The organism is Actinomadura rudentiformis, from assembly GCF_008923185.1.
In the GTDB taxonomy this organism is placed as follows: domain Bacteria; phylum Actinomycetota; class Actinomycetes; order Streptosporangiales; family Streptosporangiaceae; genus Spirillospora; species Spirillospora rudentiformis.
Genome location: NZ_WBMT01000007.1, coordinates 358,863 through 376,230 on the forward strand (window position 1 = coordinate 358,863; position 17,368 = coordinate 376,230).

16 protein-coding genes are annotated in these 17,368 nt (G+C 69.2%); 6 read left to right on the plus strand and 10 right to left on the minus strand.

The window, feature by feature from the left end; translation table 11 throughout:
* The first annotated feature begins 103 nt into the window (after positions 1-103).
* Positions 104-1,270, plus strand: coding sequence for a magnesium and cobalt transport protein CorA (locus F8566_RS17310; RefSeq protein ID WP_151561264.1), 1,167 nt, complete (start codon positions 104-106; stop codon positions 1,268-1,270).
* A 57-nt stretch (positions 1,271-1,327) separates the two neighbouring features.
* On the opposite strand, the gene F8566_RS17315 is transcribed toward F8566_RS17310, so the two are convergent.
* The 4 genes from F8566_RS17315 to F8566_RS17330 form a co-directional block, all read right to left on the minus strand.
* A complete protein-coding gene (locus F8566_RS17315; protein WP_151561352.1) occupies positions 1,328-2,242 on the minus strand; it encodes a glycerophosphodiester phosphodiesterase family protein in 915 nt (304 codons plus the stop codon).
* A gap of 75 nt (positions 2,243-2,317) precedes the next feature.
* Entirely contained in the window at positions 2,318-3,601 is a 1,284-nt protein-coding gene (locus tag F8566_RS17320; RefSeq protein ID WP_151561265.1) for an adenylosuccinate synthase, read from the minus strand.
* A 142-nt stretch (positions 3,602-3,743) separates the two neighbouring features.
* A complete protein-coding gene (locus tag F8566_RS17325; RefSeq protein WP_151561266.1) occupies positions 3,744-4,163 on the minus strand; it encodes a DUF3151 domain-containing protein in 420 nt (139 codons plus the stop codon).
* Between the two features lie 25 nt (positions 4,164-4,188).
* Positions 4,189-4,731 carry a GNAT family N-acetyltransferase gene (locus tag F8566_RS17330; protein ID WP_225993259.1) on the minus strand — a complete coding sequence of 181 codons (543 nt, stop codon included), beginning with the start codon at positions 4,729-4,731 and terminating at the stop codon, positions 4,189-4,191.
* A 110-nt stretch (positions 4,732-4,841) separates the two neighbouring features.
* Between F8566_RS17330 and F8566_RS17335 the strand changes: the two genes are divergently transcribed.
* Positions 4,842-5,321 carry a winged helix-turn-helix transcriptional regulator gene (locus tag F8566_RS17335; protein WP_151561268.1) on the plus strand — a complete coding sequence of 160 codons (480 nt, stop codon included), beginning with the start codon at positions 4,842-4,844 and terminating at the stop codon, positions 5,319-5,321.
* Between the two features lie 112 nt (positions 5,322-5,433).
* Here F8566_RS17335 and fbaA read toward each other — a convergent pair whose 3' ends face one another.
* Positions 5,434-6,456 (minus strand): class II fructose-bisphosphate aldolase, encoded by a 1,023-nt coding sequence (fbaA, locus tag F8566_RS17340; RefSeq protein WP_151561269.1) that lies wholly within the window; start codon positions 6,454-6,456, stop codon positions 5,434-5,436.
* A 300-nt stretch (positions 6,457-6,756) separates the two neighbouring features.
* On the opposite strand from fbaA, the gene F8566_RS17345 reads away from it, so the two are divergent.
* Together F8566_RS17345 and F8566_RS17350 are read left to right on the plus strand one after the other, a co-directional pair.
* Complete coding sequence (locus F8566_RS17345; RefSeq protein WP_151561270.1) at positions 6,757-7,485, plus strand: DedA family protein; 729 nt, start codon at positions 6,757-6,759, stop codon at positions 7,483-7,485.
* A 96-nt stretch (positions 7,486-7,581) separates the two neighbouring features.
* Positions 7,582-7,965, plus strand: coding sequence for a RodZ domain-containing protein (locus F8566_RS17350; RefSeq protein ID WP_225993260.1), 384 nt, complete (start codon positions 7,582-7,584; stop codon positions 7,963-7,965).
* 132 nt (positions 7,966-8,097) lie between these two features.
* Here the strand turns inward: F8566_RS17350 and pyrE are convergent, their stop codons facing one another.
* Entirely contained in the window at positions 8,098-8,634 is a 537-nt protein-coding gene (pyrE, locus tag F8566_RS17355; RefSeq protein ID WP_151561272.1) for an orotate phosphoribosyltransferase, read from the minus strand.
* 91 nt (positions 8,635-8,725) lie between these two features.
* On the opposite strand from pyrE, the gene F8566_RS17360 reads away from it, so the two are divergent.
* Complete coding sequence (locus F8566_RS17360; protein ID WP_151561273.1) at positions 8,726-9,244, plus strand: hypothetical protein; 519 nt, start codon at positions 8,726-8,728, stop codon at positions 9,242-9,244.
* Between the two features lie 17 nt (positions 9,245-9,261).
* Here F8566_RS17360 and F8566_RS17365 read toward each other — a convergent pair whose 3' ends face one another.
* From F8566_RS17365 to F8566_RS17380, 4 genes are all read right to left on the minus strand, one after another.
* Positions 9,262-9,903 (minus strand): tetratricopeptide repeat protein, encoded by a 642-nt coding sequence (locus F8566_RS17365; RefSeq protein WP_225993261.1) that lies wholly within the window; start codon positions 9,901-9,903, stop codon positions 9,262-9,264.
* A 75-nt stretch (positions 9,904-9,978) separates the two neighbouring features.
* Positions 9,979-11,580: an NYN domain-containing protein gene (locus tag F8566_RS17370; protein WP_151561274.1), complete on the minus strand. Its 1,602-nt coding sequence runs from the start codon at positions 11,578-11,580 to the stop codon at positions 9,979-9,981.
* 412 nt (positions 11,581-11,992) lie between these two features.
* Positions 11,993-14,431, minus strand: a complete 2,439-nt coding sequence (locus F8566_RS17375; protein ID WP_151561275.1) for a sigma-70 family RNA polymerase sigma factor — start codon at positions 14,429-14,431, stop codon at positions 11,993-11,995.
* A 377-nt stretch (positions 14,432-14,808) separates the two neighbouring features.
* Positions 14,809-16,434, minus strand: a complete 1,626-nt coding sequence (locus F8566_RS17380) for an alkaline phosphatase D family protein (protein ID WP_151561276.1) — start codon at positions 16,432-16,434, stop codon at positions 14,809-14,811.
* 183 nt (positions 16,435-16,617) lie between these two features.
* Between F8566_RS17380 and F8566_RS17385 the strand changes: the two genes are divergently transcribed.
* Positions 16,618-17,355: a TetR/AcrR family transcriptional regulator gene (locus F8566_RS17385; RefSeq protein ID WP_225993262.1), complete on the plus strand. Its 738-nt coding sequence runs from the start codon at positions 16,618-16,620 to the stop codon at positions 17,353-17,355.
* The last annotated feature ends 13 nt before the right edge of the window (positions 17,356-17,368 follow it).

Here is a 17,368-nt window from a genome sequence, read left to right on the forward strand (position 1 = left end):
CCGCCTCTACTCGGCGTCCGGCCATCGCCTTCGCGCGCTCCCCCCGCTGACAGCGTGGGTTGAGCGCGCAATGCGCGTGTGGCCGGAGGTATAGGAGCACCTCATGGCCATGACTCGAGTCCGCCCTGGCCGGGCGACCAAGTCGCTGTTCAAGACGCGCGGGCGTCCCGCCTCCATGACCGCGGCCGTCGCCCAGCGAGATTCGGCCGTCATCGACTGGGCCGCCTACATCGATGGCCATCGCGTGTCCACCGACACCATCGAGGACGCCGTACGCCTGATCCGCGACGGCCGGCTCAAGCACGCCGACACCGCCGGCCACCGCGGCCTGGCGGCGGAGCTCTCGGGGCGCCGGGGCCCGGCGACCGGGGCGGAGGAGAGCGCCGGCTTCGTGTGGGTCGGCCTGCACGAGCCGTCCGAGACCGAGCTCACCGAGCTGGCGGAGGTCTTCGGGCTGCACGAGCTCGCCGTCGAGGACGCCATCAATGCCCATCAGCGCCCCAAGCTGGAACGCTATGACGACGTGAACTTCCTCGTCATGAAGACGGTCGGCTACGTGCGGCGCGGACCGGACGGCGCCGAGGTCGTCGAGACCGGCGAAGTGATGATCTTCTGTGGCCCCGATTTCGTGGTGACGGTGCGGCACGGCACGCACTGCGCGCTCGGCTGCGTCCGCAACGACCTCGAACAGGACCCGGCGAGGCTCAGCCTGGGCCCGAGCGCGGTGCTGCACGCCGTCGCCGACCGCGTGGTGGACGGCTACGTGAACGTCGCGGACGCCGTGCAGGAGGACATCGACGAGGTAGAGGAGGCCGTGTTCTCCCCCGAGCGCACCGACGAATCGCGTCGGATCTACCAGCTCAAGCGCGAGGTGATCCAGCTCAAGCGGGCGGTCGGGCCGCTGTCGGGGCCGCTGCGCAACCTCACCAACCGCCGGTTCGTCCCGAACGAGATCAAGGAATACCTGCGCGACGTCGAGGACCACCTGACCCGCGTCCGCGAGCAGGTCGAGTCCTATGACGAGCTCCTCAACCCGATCCTGCAGGCGCACATGACCCAGGTGACGGTGGCCGACAACCAGGACATGCGCAAGATCTCCGCCTGGGGCGCGCTCTTCATGGTGCCCACCGCGATCGCCGGGATCTACGGCATGAACTTCGACTTCATGCCCGAGACCCAGTGGGAGTTCGGCTACCCGCTGATCCTCGGCGTCATCGCGACCGCCTGCCTGGCGCTCTACCGGGGTTTCCGCCGCAACGGCTGGCTCTAGGGCAACGGGGCTGGCTCTAGGGCAACGGCTGGCTCTAGGGCTCAGTGGAGGATGGGCTCAGTGGAGGATGGGCTCGGTGATCGGTTGGGGCAACGGGAGCCCGTGTCCCTGGAGCACGGTGCGCAGACGGTCGGGGTAGTCGGTGACGATCGCGTCCACCCCGTACGAGACGAAGCGCGACATGTCGGCGGGCTCGTTCACCGTCCACACCACGACCGGCAATGCCAGCGAGTGCGCAGCGATGACCAGCTCGGGCGTGGTGATCGAACGTTCGGGTGACAGGACCGTCGCGCCGGTGTCCAGAGCGGCGCGCGCCGGGTCGTCCGGGGGCTGCCCCGCGAGCCAGGGCGTGCCGAGGCCGAGCGTCTTGGCCTCGATCAGGGCCACCCGGCCCGCGTCCGGCGCGTACCGCCGCGCCTCGGCGAGCACCCGCCAGTCGAACGCGAGCAGCCGGCTGCGGCCGAGCAGGTCGAACGCGCCCAGCACCTCCGCGACCGCCGCGGCGAAGAACGCCACGTCGGAATCGGGCCAGTCCGGGTCCGTCTTGAGCTCGACCGCGAGCCCGACGTCCGGCACGCGCGACATCAGCGCACACACCTCGGCCAGTGTCGGCAGCGGCGTCGAGTCCAGCGGCAGCTGGGTGAGCACGAACGGATCGTCGTCGGCGACGGGCCGCCGCACCCCGGCGTCCAGGGTCTTGATCTGGTCCAGTGTCAGGTCGCGGATCGCCTTGCCCACGTACGGGTACAGGGGATCGCCGGGCTGGACGGGGCCGGTGTCGGCGACATTGACCGGGGACAGCACCTGGTCGTGGTTGAGAACGACCACGCCGTCCGCCGTCAGGCCCACGTCCAGCTCGACCGCGTCGACGCCGATCTCCATCGCGTGCACGAACCCGGGGAGGGTGTTCTCCGGCCGCAACCCCCGTGCTCCACGATGACCGTGCAGCTCGACCGGCCCCCCGTGCGACATCACGGCAGGAGGCTACAGGGAGTCACCGATCTCCCGGTGGACGATCGGTGAGAACCAGCTGAACGTTGGTGATCGTCAGACGAGGGGACGCAGCTGAAGGGTCTGGTCGCGGCCCGGCCCGACGCCGATGGCCGAGATCCGCGACCCGGACATCTCCTCCAGCGCGCGGACGTAGGCCTGCGCGTTCTTGGGGAGGTCGTCGAACGTCTTGGCGGCGGTGATGTCCTCCTGCCAGCCTTCCAGGTACTCCAGGACGGGCTTGGCGTGGTGGAACTCGGTCTGGGAGGCGGGCATCTCGTCGTGCCGGACGCCGTCGATCTCGTACGCGACGCAGACCGGCACCCGCTCCAGCCCGGACAGGACGTCGAGCTTGGTGAGGAAGTAGTCGGTGATGCCGTTGACCCGGGTGGCATAGCGGGCGATCACCGCGTCGAACCAGCCGCAGCGGCGGTCACGGCCGGTGGTCACGCCGTACTCCCCGCCGGTCTTGCGCAGGAACTCGCCCCACTCGTCGAGGAGCTCGGTGGGGAACGGTCCAGAGCCGACACGGGTGGTGTACGCCTTGAGGATCCCGATGACCCGGGTGATCTTCGTCGGGCCCAGTCCGGAGCCGGCGCACGCCCCGCCCGCCGTGGGGCTCGACGACGTCACGAACGGGTACGTGCCGTGGTCGATGTCGAGGAGCGTGCCCTGAGCGCCCTCCAGCAGCACGACCTTGTCTTCGTCCAGCGCCTTGTTGAGGACGAGCGTCGTGTCGGCCACGAACGGCTTGAGGCGCTCGCCGTACTCCAGGTATTCCTGCACGATCGGCCCGGTGTCGATCCGGCGCCGGTTGTAGACCTTCGTGAGGACCTGGTTCTTCTCGCGCAGGGAGAGGTCGAGCTTCTGGGTGAGGATGTTGGGGTCGAACAGGTCCTGGACCCGGATCCCCATCCGGTTGATCTTGTCGGCGTACGCCGGGCCGATGCCGCGGCCGGTGGTGCCGATCCGCGCCTTGCCCAGATAGCGCTCGGTGACCTTGTCGAGGGCCCGGTGGTGGGGCATGATCAGGTGCGCGTTCGCCGAGATCAGCAGGCGTTCGCAACTGATGCCGCGCTCCTTGAGCCCGTCGATCTCCTGCAGCAGCACGGCCGGGTCGATGACGACCCCGTTGCCGATCACAGGGACGACGTCGTCGGAGAGCACGCCGGACGGCAGCAGGTGGAGCGCGTAGCTCTTGTCGCCGATGACCACGGTGTGGCCGGCGTTGTTGCCCCCCTGGTAGCGGACGACGTAGTCGACATCTCCGCCGAGCAGGTCCGTCGCCTTGCCCTTGCCTTCATCTCCCCATTGGGCTCCGACAAGAACGATGGCCGGCATGCCACTTTTCCTTCCCACGACGAAGGCCCCTGATCGCAAGTGCGAAGGGGCCTCTTGCGATCAAATCGTACCCATAGCCGGGGACCGAAGAAACCGCACGCCGTAATCACACACACATAGGTGACAAGTGAGCCCTTTGGGGTCAGCCTTCGAGGAACTCCGCGGCGGTGGCGCTGCTGTCGCGCAGGAACGTCTTGCAGCGTTCGGCCTCAGCGTCCTCGCCGATGGCTGCCGCGGCCCGTCCCAGCGCGTGCAGGGCGCGCAGGAAGCCCCGGTTGGGCTCGTGCTCCCAGGGAATCGGGCCCTGTCCCTTCCAGCCTGCCCGCCGCAGCATGTCGAGCCCGCGGTGGTAACCGGTGCGCGCGAACGCGTAGGAGTCGATGACGCCGCCCCGGGCGAACGCGCGGTCGGCCAGTTCGGCCCACACGCCCGGGTAGTCCGGATGGCGGGCCGCCACCTCGAACGGGTCGACGCCCTTGTCCAGGGCCTCGCGGGCCTCGGCGTTGTCCGGGAGTTCGGTCGGAGGCGGGCCGCCGAGCAGGTTCTGGGTCATGCCGGTCATCGTAAGTGTGCAGCCCCGGTACGCATCAACCCGGGATCGCTTGAGCCAGCGGGAGTGGCAGCCGGTAATGCACGGATCCGCCGTCTCTGGTGGGCTTGATGGCAGGCCAGCCGGTACGGATGGCGGACATGGCCGTCCGGTTGGCGAGCACCACGTCGGCGTCGAACTCGCTGATGCCGCGCCGTTCGGCGAGTTGGGCCAGGAAGCGGACCATCCGGCCGGCCAGGCCGTGCCCCTGCCAGGGGTCGGTGATCAAAACAGCGATCTCGGCCCGCCAGGGCTCCCTGCGGTCGCGCACGTACTCGGCGACGCCGAGCATCCGGCCGTCCAGCAGCGCCACCATGGCCTCGCGGTCCCAGTGGTCGAGCTGCTGCAGCGCACGCACGTACGCCTCGGGGATCTGTGGCGTTCCCGAGAAGAACCGGGTGTAAAGGCTCTCCGAGGACAGGCGTTCCGACATCTGCCGCAGCGCTTCGGCGTCGCCGATCCCGTACGGGCGGATGCGCACGTCGTGGACGGTCGCCGGCACATCAACGCAAGCGACGCTGCTCACATCGAGTTGCTTCATGAAACCCATTGGACCGTAGATGGTTTTGTGAAGCAACCCAGTAGTGAATCCTGGGCCCGCCCCAAGGTTCATCTTGGGTTGTGTGACACAACTCAGGTACTGTCGAGGACGTGTTGCCCCGCACGTACGAATCCCAGAACTGCTCGATCGCCCGGGCTCTGGAGATCATCGGCGACCGCTGGACGATGCTGGTGATCCGCAGCGCCTTCGAGGGCGTCCGCCGCTTCGACGACTACCAGGACGGGCTCGGCATCGCCCGCAACGTCCTGACCGACCGGCTCACCCGGCTCTGCGACGAGGGCCTGATGCGCCGTGTTCGCTACCAGGAGCGCCCTGAGCGGTACGAGTACCGCCTCACCCGCAAGGGCGTCGAGCTCTGGCCGACCATGATGACCCTGATGTTCTGGGGCGACCGCCACTACGCCCCCGAGGGCCCGCCCCTGGTGATCGCCCACCGCGGCTGTGACGGCGCCCTCACCGACCACCTGACGTGCGACTCGTGCGGCGCCCAACTGGGCCCGCGAGACGTGGAGCCGCGCCCAGGCCCCGGGGCACAAGCGGAGCCCCCGCGAGCCCAAGCCATCACGTAACACGCTCAGGCGCCACCAGAAGCCCGCAGAGCCGTCGTCTGGGCCGGGGGCGGGGCGGGCACGCGGCCGCCGGCTGGGAGCGGCGGCCGCGCCAAAGGTGCCCGCTGTGGGGCTACTTGAGCTTCTTGCCTGCGGAGAGCAGGTTTTCGCAGGCGGTGACGACGCGGGCGGCCATCGCCTCCTCGGCGGCCTTGCCGTAGGAGCGAGGGTCGTACTTCTTCTTGTTGCCGACCTCGCCGTCCACCTTGAGGACGCCGTCGTAGTTGCTGAACATGTGCGCGGCGATCGGGCGGGTGAAGGCGTACTGGGTGTCGGTGTCGATGTTCATCTTGACGACGCCGTACGAGAGGGCCTCGCGGATCTCCTCCAGCGTGGAGCCGGAGCCGCCGTGGAAGACCAGGTCGAACGGCTTGGTCTTGTTGTACTTGGCGCCGACCGCGTCCTGGAGCTCCTTGAGGACCTCGGGGCGGAGCTTGACCGCGCCCGGCTTGTAGACGCCGTGCACGTTGCCGAAGGTCGCCGCCAGGATGTAGCGGCCCTTCTCGCCTAGGCCGACGGCCTCGACGGTGGCCAGGGCGTCGTCGGTGGTGGTGTACAGCTTCTCGTTGATCTCGTTGGCGACGCCGTCCTCCTCGCCGCCGACGACGCCGATCTCCATCTCCATGATCACGCGGGCCTTGGCGCACTCCTCGATCAGCTCCGCGGCGATCTGGAGGTTCTCCTCCAGCGGCACCGCCGAGCCGTCCCACATGTGCGACTGGAACAGCGGCTGCTCGCCGCGGGCGACGCGTTCTTGCGAAATCTTTACGAGCGGTCGCATGAACCCGTCCAGCTTGTCCTTCGGGCAGTGGTCGGTGTGCAGCGCGATGTTGACCGGGTAGCGCTCGGCCACCACACGGGCGAACTCGGCCAGCGCGACCGACCCCACGACCATGTCCTTGACGGGGGCACCGGACAGGTACTCGGCGCCGCCGGTCGACACCTGGATGATCCCGTCGCTTTCCGCCTCGGCGAACCCGCGCAGCGCCGCGTTCAGCGTCTGGCTCGACGTCACATTGATGGCGGGATAGGCGAAACCGTCCTGCTTGGCACGGTCGAGCATCTCCGCGTAGACCTCAGGGGTCGCGATGGGCATTTGATCAGCGTCCTTTCGTACGCGTGGTGCCGCCGGGCATCCGGCCGGGCGGTGTGCTCCCGGATGGCTGCCCGCCGGACATGCTTTCGGACCAGGTCAGGGCTCCAAGGAGCGCAAGGGCCAGGTATGGGATGTCGCCCAGGCCAGTATCTCGAATTTTTCCGAGCGGGCCAGCCGCGGGGCGGAGTCCAGCGCGTCCACCTGGTGTGGATCCGCTGAAGAGTGACGGACGGGCCCAGAGGAGTTCCCGGGGAGTCACTTCTCACGGAAACCTGACGCGCGGACGGGTACGCTCGCGGTGTGGATCTCGCGCTCATTTTTCTCAATATCACCGAGTGGCTGCACCCGACAGCCTGGCTGAAGCTGTTCGGCACCTTCGCAACGATCGGCGTCATCGCGATCATCTTTGCGGAGACCGGACTGCTGTTCGGATGCATCCTGCCCGGGGACTCACTGCTGTTCACGGCGGGGATCCTCACCGCGGTCAGCACGGTCAACGGTCAGGAATTCCAGCCACTGTCGCTGCCCTGGCTGCTGATCGGCGGCCCGATCGCCGCGATCGCCGGCGCGCAGCTCGGCCACTGGCTCGGCGAAAAGTACGGCCGAAAACTCTTCGACCGCCCCGACTCCAAGATCTTCCGTCAGGAGTGGGTGGAGAAGGCGGAGTACTACTTCAACCGCTTCGGCCCGGCCAAGGCCGTCGTCCTGGCCCGCTTCATCCCGATCGTGCGGACGTTCCTCAACCCGCTCGCCGGGATGCTCGGCATGGACCGCCGCAAGTTCTTCCTCTGGAACGTCATCGGCGCGATCGTGTGGACCGACTCGCTCTTCCTGCTGGGGCACTTCCTCGGCGCCAAGGTCCCCGACATCGAGCGCTACATCCTCCCTGGCGTGGCCATCATCCTCGTTCTGTCGGTCATCCCAATCGTCCGGGAGGTCCTGAAGGGCAGGAGCGGTCAAGGCAACGGTCCGAATAAGAATGACTCTGAAGAGTCACGTCCGTCGCTCAGCGGTGACAGTTATCGCTAACCTCCCCATGTGGGACGTCATCGGTCGGACCCTAGGGGTCTCGCGCGCATATTGATCGCGGCCATTGCCGTGGTGCTCGCCTTAGCGCTACTCATCGTGGGCGGCATCTCGTTGGTCAACGCGCTGACGTCCGACTCCAAGCAGCCCGGACCTACCGGAACCGCCAGCGAGAGCACCGGCGGCACCCGGACCGGCAGCGCTCCGTCGAGCCGGCCCCCGAGGTCGGCGACCGCGAGCGCAGGGCCCTCCGTGGTGATCCGTGTGACCGGGTCGCCGACGACCGTGACGGTCACGGTCGCCGGGACGGGCCAGGTGCTGCACACCGGCCTGCTCGACACCGGCGAGGCGCGGCAGTACGACCAGTCGCCGCTGAACGTGGTCGCCGCAGACGCCGGGTCGGTGGAGGTCACGATCTACGGGCAGCTGCAGCCGCGCGGGCAGGTCGGCCAGCGAGGCGAGTGGACCGTGCCGGAACGCTGAGGCAGGCATGAACAAGGGGGCGCCGCCTGGCTTGGGCCAGGCTGGTGCCGCCTGGCCTGATTGCGGCTTGGGCTGGGCGGCGCCACCTGGCCTGGTCGCGGCTCGGTCCGGCTCGGTCCGGCTCGGAGTGGCTCAGTTGAGGCCCAGGTCGGGGACGCTGTAGGGGTGCCGGTATTCCAGCCCCTCGGCGGCGATGCGTTCGGCGGCGCCGCGTTCCAGGATGGTGGCCACGGCGACGACTTCGGCGCCGGCCGCGCGGAGGGCTTCCACGGCGGTGAGCACGGAGCCGCCCGTCGTGGAGGTGTCCTCGACGGCGAGCACGCGGCGTCCGGCCACGTCCGGGCCCTCGATCCGGCGCTGCAGCCCGTGCTGCTTGTCGGCCTTGCGGACCACGAACGCGTCCAGCTTGCGGCCGCGCGCGGCGGCCGCGTGCAACATCGCGGTCGCCACCGGGTCTGCGCCGAGCGTGAGCCCGCCGACGGCGTCGTAGTCGAGGTCGGCCGTCTCGTCCAGCATCACCCGTCCGACCAGCGGCGCGACCGCGCCGTCCAAAGTCACGCGGCGCAGGTCGACGTACCAGGACGCCCGCTTGCCCGACGACAGCACGAAGTCGCCGTGCACGACGGCCTTCTCTTGGATCTCTCTCAGCAGGTCATCACGATCGCTCACATTCAGAACCCTATTCCCGTGCCCGTCTACGGCGTCCCCCGCGGCCCCGGTACGGTGACTGGGCGGATCCGACTGGCAGGAAGGCATTGACGTGACGCCCGGCACGCTCGTCCTGCTGCACGCGCCGTCCAGCTCGGCCACGGCATGGGGAGACCTCCCCGAGATGCTCCGCTCGTACGGGATGGACGTGGTCACGCCGGACGTCGCCGAGAGCGGCACGCGGTACGTGGCGCGGGCGTCCCTGATCATCGCCGCGACGGCCCCGGCATCGCCTCTGGTCCTCGTCGCGTACGGCGCGGCGGGCCCGCTCCTGCCCGCAGTGGCCCTGGCCCAGCGGGCCGCTCACCGCAAGGTCGGCGGATATGTCTTCATCGACGCGGAGCTGCCTCGGCCGCGGCGCGAACATGACCATGACCATGGAGATCCGCCCGCTCCGGTGCCGTCGGACTGGCCCGACGCCCCATGTGGCTATCTGCGTACGAACGGCGCACAGCCGGACGAGCACCATGAGGCCATGCGTGAGGCGACGCTCCGGGGGTGGCCGGTGGTCGAGCAGCGGCCGCCGACGGCGGTGGCCCAGTCCCTCAGCGAGCTGATCGCCACGCTCTAGGCCGTCGTGGGCATGCCCTAGGCGTTCTTGAGGAGATCGTCCAGAAGGGCGTCGTAGTCGTCCTCAGCGCGGCCCAGGTCTATACGGGCGCGGTAACGGAGCCGAAGGAGAGCCTCCAGGCTGTCTTCGGCCAAGGCCACGTCATCAGGGCCAGGTGTGAAGGAGCCAGGGGCGTCGTCGGGGGCCTCACCGGCGACGATGCCGGTGCCGACGGCGCGGTCGCGGAGGGCGAGCACCACGTCCGCACCGGTGGTGGCCCATTCGTGGGCCCCGGTGGTGTCACCCTGGGCATAGAGGACCTCCGCCACCGCCCGGTAGACCTCCGGGTCGCGGGGCGCGTCGGCGCGGATCTCCTCGACCAGCCGGCGGGCCTCGTCGGCCTTGCCCAGCTCGAAGAGCGCGTCGGCGAGGTACGCGCGGGGATCGCCATAGGTCTCGCCGCCGTCCTCGATGGCCTGGCGGTACAGCGTCGCCGCCTGGTCATGATCGCCCGCATGCTGCCACTGCTCACCGGCACGCAGCAGCACATTGGCACGTGACACCCCTCCGGACACCGACTCGGCGAGCTCGGAGAGCCGCCGGGCGGCCGAAATGTGATCGCCCGTGCGCAGGGTGTCGAACTCCAGATCGTCGAGATCGTCTTCCGTCACATGCGTCACGCTTCAACGCTACCCGCCGCTCGGCGGCCGAAGCGGGTGAATCACGGATGATCGTGAATTACCTACGCGTACGCGCTACCGGCGCGACCGTTCGAGGGCGTCCCAGAACCCGCGGCGCAGGGCATGCCGGACTTCGTCGTGGAGGAGAAAATCGATCGGCAGCGAGGAACCTTGGAGCAGGCGTGCCTCCAGGTCGGAGGGCATGCGCGGCTTGCGGGCCAGGACCGCCTCCAGCCAGAGCGCGGGGGCGTCCCGGGCGACGGACTCGCCGAAGTCCTCCCCCTCCTGGTGGGCCGCCTTGACCGCGTCCGACAGCGACGGCGCCGCCTGCTGCTGAACGGGCAGCGGCGAGATCTGCTGGGGCCCGGTGTAGGGGCCGTGCGGCTGGCTGGGCGGTGTGGAGGACGGGGAGCCGTACTGCGGACCCGTGCTCGGAATCTGGCCCGCACCCGGCGCCGAGGGTGACTGCGTCGGCGTCGGCGCGGCATGCATGGAACTCGGCGACTGCGACTGCGGTGGGGCCTGCGGCGGGACGTTCGCGCCCGTCCCGGTGCTGTTGCCGAGGCCAGGGGGCAGACTCGAGCCCAGACCGCTCGAGTTCAAACCGCCTTGGCCTGCGCCGCCTGAGCTCATGCCGCTCGAACCCAAGCCTCCCGAACCCAGGCCGTTGCCCGATCCCAGTCCGTTACCCGATCCCAGTCCGTTGCCTGAACTCAAGCCGTTGCCTGAGCCCAGGCCGTTGCCCGAGCCCAGGCCGTTACCCGAGCTCAGCCCGTTACCTGAACTCAAGCCGTTGCCTGAGCCCAGCCCATTACCGGTGCCCAGGCCACTTCCTGAGCCCAAACCACTGCCTGTGAGCCCGGCGGTCGGATGCGCTCCGGTCGTCTGCGCGCTGCTCGACTGCGAGCTGGACGAGGGGACGCCGGTCGAGTTGGCGTTGGTCGAGTGGCTGCCAGTGGACGAGCCGGCCGAGAGCTGCGGCGGGCCGGTGATCGGCGACGAGGACGGCGGGCCGTTCTGCGGGCCGGCGGCGAGGCTGCCGAGGGCGCCCCCGGCGTGGGTGCCGTGCCCGTTCGACAGCGGGCTCGTCGAGTAGGAGGTGCCGCTGGAGTAGGAGTTGCCGCCGGCCGTGCTGTCGAGGCCGGTCAGCAGGTTGACGAACGGGCGCAGATGGCCGGTGCCGACCTCGATGAGGTCGTCGCACTCCTGGCGCAGCACGCGGGAGATCGTCCAGTTGCCGTCGACGGCCACGTGCACGACGGTCACGCGCACTCCCAGGTCCTGGGCGTCCGAGACGACCTGCGCCAAGTCCTCGTCGCCGCTCACCACGACCGCGTCGGCCAGCGCGCCGTTGCGGGCCAGCGCCATCAGGTCACGGTGGATCTCGGTGTCGACGCCCTCGCGCCGCCCGGGACGGATCCGGCCGAGCCGCAGCTTGAGCCCCGGCAGGTCGGCGAGCGCCTCGTGCTCGGGAGACCGGCGCCCCTCGACCGTCGCCTCGTACCAGTAACAGCGCAGCAGCGGCAGTCCGGTGCGCTCACGCGCGAGGGTGCTCAGCAACTGGAGCAGGCCACCGAAATCCCAGGAGACGGTCTCTCGATGGCGGGTGCCGTGCACCGCCATGGCGCCGTCCGCCAGCAGGTAGCCGGCGTCTACGAACAGCGCGCAGCGATCCATGCGACACCGCCTTTCCTCAACACGGGACCTCTCCGGGTACCCACTCCACGATCAGGGTGGTGAGGGGGACCATCTTCTGGGTGGCCTGCCCTTCATGCTCTCGGGGACGTGGTCCGGCTCTTGACCCCGGGCCTCTATAGCGTAGTGAAGCCTGTTAGTCCCGTAGGCCAATACGGCGATTCGCCACTCTTTCACGAGAGTAAGCCGCGTGTAACCCCTCAGCCCGCGCTCCGGTGTCGCGTTCGGTTTCGGCGCCTTTCCCATGCCGAAGGTCGACACACGACAGCGCGGACGCTACCAGCCGTTCCGGTCTGTCCAGAATGCTTCCTCATGATCTTTACGAGAAGAATCGGTTACCGGGTTCAGCCGTGCCACCCCGTGAAGGGTCGCACATCTTCTCGCTACCAGCGCTTCAGCTCCGCATGGGGGCGGTGACCGTGACGACTCCGGCCAGGTACGCGTCCTGCCGCGTGGTCAGTCTGAGCCTTCTGGCACCATCGAGCCGCGTCGAGAAGTAATCGACATCTATCCCGAAGGTGAGCCCCGCGCCGATGGCACCGTTCGCCGAGCCGTCGGCGACGTTGCCGGGCGAGCGGTCGCCGGCCACCGGAGTCAGTGGGCGGCCGTCAAGGAGCAGGCGGTCTCCCTGGAGCCCGGCGTCGCCCTCCCAGGCCACGAGACCGATCCTGGCCAGCTCCGTCGTGGCGAGCAGACCGTTCACCGGCACGTCCACGCGTTCCGCCGCATGCGGGCCGAGCGACCGTGCGCCGTCGAGCACCATCGCCTGCTGGTAGGGCGCCTTCGGGTGCGCCACGACGACCACCAGACTCCAGCCCGCATAGTGCGATGTGCCCGCCTTGGTCGGAACGTCGGCGCCCCACCATTGGCCGCCGCCGTGCCTGCGCACGAGCCTGGTCACGTCGGCGAACGCTTGGTAGACGCCGAAGTCCGGCATCCGTCCGCGGTCGACCTGCTCGGGCCGTACCTGCCGGTACGCACCACGCGGCGGCCGGAGCTTCGCCGGACCTCCGCGGCCCACACCCGACCAGTAGAGCCCTGCCCAGCGCACCTTGCCGCCGGCAGGCAGCACCAGTTTGGCTGCGCTCGACGCCTTGGTCGCACGTACACGGTCCAGATCGAGCGGCGCCATCTCCCACAGGTCGTTGTCGCGGCGGTGTCCCTGCCTGCGCAGTGCCTTGGCGCAGCCGCGCCCCTCCTTTTCATCGCAGCTGAGCAAGGCGTTGCCCACTTGAACGATCCCCAGGTTGCCGTCGTCCGCGAACCTCGCGGGCATGCCGCCCGCCACCACTCCGTCCGCCGCGCCAGCCCCGGCGCGGACGTCACCTGCCCGCAATCTGACCTGCGGAGGTTCGTTGAACGGAGCGTCCTCGCCGACATCGACGTGCAGGTAGGCCGACGTGGCCGCCCCTGCTCGCAAGGGTTCGTGCGTGCACCGCACCCGGGACGAGATGGGGCGACAGCTCCAACCGTCACCGGGAGCCCGGCGCGGCTTGAAGGCGACCGCGTTGCGGCCGATCGAGCCTCCGGCGTAGGTCACGCCGGGAGGCAGGTCGACATCGGCGATGACGTCGCGGGACCGGCCGTCGCCCGTATTGCTGACCAGCAACGCGATGATGCCGGGGTGCTCTCGCAGGAGAACTCCAACCGTGCCGATGCGTGCCGTGAGCCGGACGGGCGGCACCGGAGGCGGTGGCTGGGGAGCAGGCGACGGAGGCTTGGAGGAAGGTGGGACCGGCGGCAATGGAGGCCGCTCCGGTCCCGCCGCGGAAGGCTTGGACGGCTCGGACGCGGGAGGCTGGGCCGCCGGTGACGGCGTGCGCATCGGCCCGGCCGGTTGCTCATCGGAGACCAGGATGAGACCGGCGACGACGGCGGCGGCCACGGCAGCCGTGCCTCCGGCCATGACGTGCTGCTCCCGCTTGGGCAGATGGCGGAACCATCCGAAGACGCCGCCAGCCGCGGCCCCGCCCTTCGCCAACGCCGCGAGGTAGGCGGTCGCCGCGGTGCCGAGAACGAACGGGCCGAGGGCCTCGCGCAACGTGGTGTTGACATCGGCAAGTTCCAGGTAGATGGCATTGCAGCGGTCACACTCATCAAGGTGGCGCTCAACTGCGCGCGTCTCGCGCTTGCCAAGACCGCCCCGCACGTAGGACCCGAGCTTGTCGAGTGCGGGACGGCACTGGTCGTCCGCGACCTCCGCGCCCACCAACGTCACACCTGCGCCGGCGGCAGTCCTGGATGGAGCGGCGCTCCTGGATGGAGTTGCCAGGTGCATCTGGAGGTACGCCTGGCGCAACCCTTCGCGGGCACGGTAGGCGAGCGCCGCGACCCCGTTCGCCGTGAGACCGAGGAGCGGCGCGATATCGGCGGGCTTGGCGCCCTCGACCTCGGTGTGCCACAGGACGGCCCGCCAGCGTTCGGGGAGCGACTGGTACGCCCGGACGATCATCGACCGTTCGAGGTCCTCCAGGACGGGGTCGCTGAACGGCATGCCCGGGATGTACAGCTCCATCTGGTCGGTCGGCTGCAGCCGCTTCTCGCTGCGATAGCCGTCGTAGATCGTGCGGCGGACCGACGTGAGGAGGTACGGACGGAAACCCGACTGCGGCCCGCCGCCTCGGCGCAGGACGTCAAGAATCTTGGTGAAGGTGTCCTGGACGGCGTCTTCGGCACGGTCGCCTTCAGTGAGGCCACGGGCCAGCCTGCGCGCCGCGCTCAGGTGCCGTTCGTACAACGTGCCGTATGCCGAGGTGTCACCTTCGCGGATGCGTGCGATGAGCACCGCGTCGCTGGGCTCTGTCAGCGCCAAGTCGGACGCGGCTTCACCCACAGGAACCCCTCTTTGCTAGCTCATTGTAATCGCTTGACTACGAGACGTCGCAAAGATGGTTCCGCAACCCGCGTCATGTCCAAACCGATTCGCCGTCATAGGTCTGGGAGGACGCACCACCCGGACAGTCACCAGGAGACCGAGCGGAGTTCGCTGACAGATCCATCCACCATCACCCGGACGACGAATCCCCCCATGAGTCGACGGGTCACCTCGGGCATCCGGATCCCGGCCGCTTAACAGGGGCGTGGCCGGAATCCGGAGCCCCGAAGACGCCATCGGCGCCGCGTCCCCCGGCATAGGGACCGGCGCCGATGGCTCAATTCATCGAGGTCTCAAGCTCCCCGCCGCACGCGTCGAGGTCGCCGCCTCACCCGTCAGCGGATGTCGGTGTGACCCAGCTCGGTGAGGGTGGTCTCAGACGACGGGCTCTCCCACCGCACGTGACAGTCACGGCCCTTGAGCTCGACCGTGCAGATCGCGTTGTCGAACCACGGCCCTTCGGTGCGCTTCCACGACAGCGGCGGCCTGGGCACCTTCGAGAGCTTGGCCAGCAGGCGGAACGGCGCGCCGGTGATCCGCAGGGAGGCGAACTTGTTCGCCATGCGGAACGTGCCGACCAGCGGGTTGCGCAGCGGCGAGCACACGATCTGGGAGATCACCGACTGGGTGTGCGGGGAGGTGACCCGTGCCCGGTACGAGTAGTGGATGTCGCCGGACAGGAACGAGATCGTCGCCGGCGCCTTGCCGCGCTCCCCGTTGCCGACGGCGACCACGTCCCGCGCCACCTCGCGGAACGAGGTGTCGAAGGCGGCCCAGTGCTCCAGATCGGCGCCCTGCCGCAGCTTCTCGCCGAGCCGGGCGGCACGCGGGCCCCAGGCGCCCTCAGCCATCGCCTCGTTCCACGACTCGGCATGGTGGATCGCACGCGGCAGCAGGTACGGCAGCGAACTCGCGATCAGCAGGTGGTCCACGTCCCCCTGGCACTGCTCGTCCAGCCACTGGAACTCACCGTCGTCGAGCATGCCCCGCCGCTCCTCGGTCAGCAGCCGGGAGCAGCGGCTGTCCACGACGATCAGCCGGGAGCCGTTGAGGTCGTGCGAGTAGCTCCAGCGGGCGCTCGCGGGGTCCTTGTCCGCCCGTTCGGCGAACTCGTCAAGGATCTTGCCCGCGTCCCCGCCGTCGGCTGAAGCGGCCCGTACCGCCTCGTAGACCGGGTCGCTCGCGCGCTCCTGGGGCGACAGGTTGCCCAGGTGCTGGTAGATCCAGTACGAGCCGATGCCGCCGGTGATGCGGGCGCGCCACCACGGCTGGGCCCACATCTGCTGCCGCCAGGTGTACGAGGTGTTCCAGTCGTCGCGGATGTCATGGTCGTCGAAGATCGTGAGGGTCGGCACCGTGGACAGGAGCCACCGCACCGCCGGATCCTCGTGCCAGGCCAGCTTGTAGAGGTAGGTGTAGTCCTCGAAGTCGGCGAGCTCCCCGACCGGCGGCTCCTTGGGATCGCGGCGGCTCCGGATGAAGGCCCTCATCTCGTCGCTGAGCTCGTCGGCGTACACCTGGTCGCCGACCATCAGCAGCACGTTCGGCCAGTGCTCGTCCGAATCGCCCTCGGCGAGCCGGTGCGCGTACGCGGCGAGCGCGTCGATCCCGTGCTGGTTCGCCTTGTCCGGCGACCGGCGGCAGGAGCCGAACGAGATCCGCAGCGTCCCGGCCGGATCCAGGGTGCGGATCCGGCTCTGCGGGAACCGTGTCACGTCGTCCGGCCACACGGTCTCACCATCGATCGCCACCGAATACGGGGTGTCCGAGCCGGGTTCGAGTCCGTCGATCTCGACGAGCGCGTAATGGTGGCCGTGCACCGTGAACGTACGGGCGGTGGCGTCGAGGCCGCGTTCCTCGTTGAAGACGCGGACCTCGCTGGGTCGATCGGCCTCCACCCACACCGTCGCCGTCCGATCACCGACGTGACGCAGCAGGGGGCCGAGAACCAAAGCGGTCATACTCCGCATCCTTAGCGGACTGAAAGCCTCCCCGTCCATTCTTTCGAAGGTTCGCCCCTCGTATGTGACCCCGTACCCGACCTCGGCCAGACCCCGCCGGGGCGGCAGGTACAGATGGACGTACGCATGTGCGCACGGTGTGCGCTATGCTGGCGGAGCCAGGGAGAGTCGAGGAGGTCACCCGTGCCAGCTCCCGAAAAGCCGATCCCTTCCGTGTGGACGCGTCCGCGCAAGCAGAAGGAACAACCGGCGCTGAGCCGGGAACGGATCGTCGCCGAGGCGGTCGCGCTCCTGGACGCCGAGGGCATCGACAACCTCAGCATGCGGAGCCTCGGCACCCGGCTCGGCGCCGGGGCCACCTCGCTCTACCGGCATGTCGCCAACAAGGACGAGCTGATCGAACTGGTCGTGGACGAGGTCTACGGCGAGCTTGAGGTGCGGGACGTCGGCGACCCCGCGGAGTGGCGCGCGGCGGCGGCCGACAGCGCTCACAGCCTGCGGTCGATGGCACTGCGGCACCCGTGGGTGGTCTCCGTCCTCGGCCAGGTCGGGCTCGCCTATCTGGGCCCGAACATGATGAGCCTGACCGAGCGCATGCTCGCGATCTTCGAGGCGGCGGGCTTCGACCTGGCCGAGGCCGACCAGGCCATGAGCACGGTGATCTCGTATGTCATCGGCATGGTCACGAGCGAGGCCGCCTACCTTTCGGTGCTTGCCCGCAGCGGCCAGACCGAGCAGGAGTGGGTGGAGAGCCTCCGGCCCGCGGCCGAGGAGGCCACCAAGGACCACCCCCGGCTGAACGAGGGGTACGCCGCCCAGCGTGACAGGGATCCCGCCGAGATCCGCGAGGAGACCTTCAACTACGGCCTCGACCGTGTCCTCGACGGGCTGGAGGTCCGGCTCGGGCACACGAAGGGCTGACAGCCGGGCACGA

Bases quoted from the DNA above. Each gene is read 5' to 3' on its own strand.
- F8566_RS17310 (WP_151561264.1), top strand. From the start codon at position 104: ATGGCCATGACTCGAGTCCGCCCTGGCCGGGCGACCAAGTCGCTGTTC.
- F8566_RS17315 (WP_151561352.1), bottom strand. From the start codon at position 2,242: ATGTCGCACGGGGGGCCGGTCGAGCTGCACGGTCATCGTGGAGCACGG.
- F8566_RS17320 (WP_151561265.1), bottom strand. From the start codon at position 3,601: ATGCCGGCCATCGTTCTTGTCGGAGCCCAATGGGGAGATGAAGGCAAG.
- F8566_RS17325 (WP_151561266.1), bottom strand. From the start codon at position 4,163: ATGACCGGCATGACCCAGAACCTGCTCGGCGGCCCGCCTCCGACCGAA.
- F8566_RS17330 (WP_225993259.1), bottom strand. From the start codon at position 4,731: ATGAAGCAACTCGATGTGAGCAGCGTCGCTTGCGTTGATGTGCCGGCG.
- fbaA (WP_151561269.1), bottom strand. From the start codon at position 6,456: ATGCCCATCGCGACCCCTGAGGTCTACGCGGAGATGCTCGACCGTGCC.
- F8566_RS17370 (WP_151561274.1), bottom strand. From the start codon at position 11,580: ATGGATCGCTGCGCGCTGTTCGTAGACGCCGGCTACCTGCTGGCGGAC.
- F8566_RS17380 (WP_151561276.1), bottom strand. From the start codon at position 16,434: ATGACCGCTTTGGTTCTCGGCCCCCTGCTGCGTCACGTCGGTGATCGG.